This window comes from Candidatus Omnitrophota bacterium, assembly GCA_030695905.1.
GTDB lineage: Bacteria > Omnitrophota > Gorgyraeia > 2-01-FULL-45-10 > 2-01-FULL-45-10 > CAZHPY01.
In genome coordinates this window covers 1-1,208 of the sequence record JAUYOL010000038.1, presented here as the reverse complement: position 1 = coordinate 1,208, position 1,208 = coordinate 1, and the positions used below count along the sequence as shown (strand labels likewise).

General features: G+C 45.7%; 1 rRNA gene. It reads left to right on the top strand.

Annotation, left to right across the window (positions count from 1 at the left end):
- Nucleotides 1–1,208 (top strand): 16S ribosomal RNA (locus tag Q8R38_06675); the annotation flags it as partial.

The following is a 1,208-nucleotide window of genomic DNA, read 5'->3' as shown; positions in this document are numbered from 1 at the left end:
ATTGGGCGTAAAGGGTGTGTAGGGGGTCTGGTTAGTCCCGTTTTAAAAACTTCGGCTTAACCGAGGAGATGGGCGGGAAACGGCCAGACTTGGAGGATGCCAGAGGCAAGCGGAACTCACGGTGTAGGGGTGAAATCCGTTGATATCGTGGGGAACACCAAAGGCGAAGGCAGCTTGCTGGGGCATTCCTGACCCTGAAACACGAAAGCGTGGGGATCAAAAAGGATTAACAATGCCGTAAGGGTAATTGAGCACATCGCGTGCTTGATGCGGCACTAGTCCCTTAGTTAGATTAGAAAGGAGTAATCTCATGAATGCGAAAGAACTAAGAAAAAGTTGTGTTGAATCTTTAAGAAACGCCAAGACTCTTGATCTCGATCCATTAAAGATGGGAGAGAGTTTTATACTGAAAGGCGTTATCTTTACGGAAGCTGAGTGGAAATATCTGCTTGAGCTTCTGCGAACAGAAGTTAATCTGCTAGACAGAGACAACGAAAAAAGATTACTTAATAAATCTGGCTGAGAAAACTTGTCCCACAAAATAACGGAGCGCAAGCGAAGTATATTTTGTGAGGATCCCGTCGAGGCGAGAGCCGAGGCGGGAGCTATATGTTCTGGAACAGCCGGAGTATCCGGCACTACCACAAGAAAGGAGAAAGAATATGGAATCGCATATATTAATGGTTCATAACGGTTGGACTGTTAAGTATTTTCACTTCGAAGAATGTGATAATCCTAGCGCTATCCAAAAAGCACAGGATATCATAGAGACAGAAAAATACTCGAACGCTCAACTTTTTAAAGTAGAGCACATTTTTCGAGTAAGGAATCCCTAAACGTGGTGAAAAAGTGCCCGGTGGCGCGGAGTAAATCCGCTACCGGCCAACCAGCAGGGAAGTCGCCTTAGGCGACCCCTCAACGACTATACGCCGAGAGGTTAATAAAAGATGGGCGGTGAGAATTAAAAACTCTCCCGCCCGTCATGTTTAATCTATGATATAGTCTGAACTCTGCAGCGATGCAGAGAGGTAAGTAGAAATAACTTATCCGTCCCGCAGTTGCGGGATAGTAACAAAATTGTAGATACCCTTGTAGTCCACGCCCTAAACGATGATGACTAGCTATTGGAAGTATCGACCCTTCGAGTGGCGAAGCTAACGCGTTAAGTCATCCGCCTGGGAAGTACGATCGCAAGATTAAAACTCAAA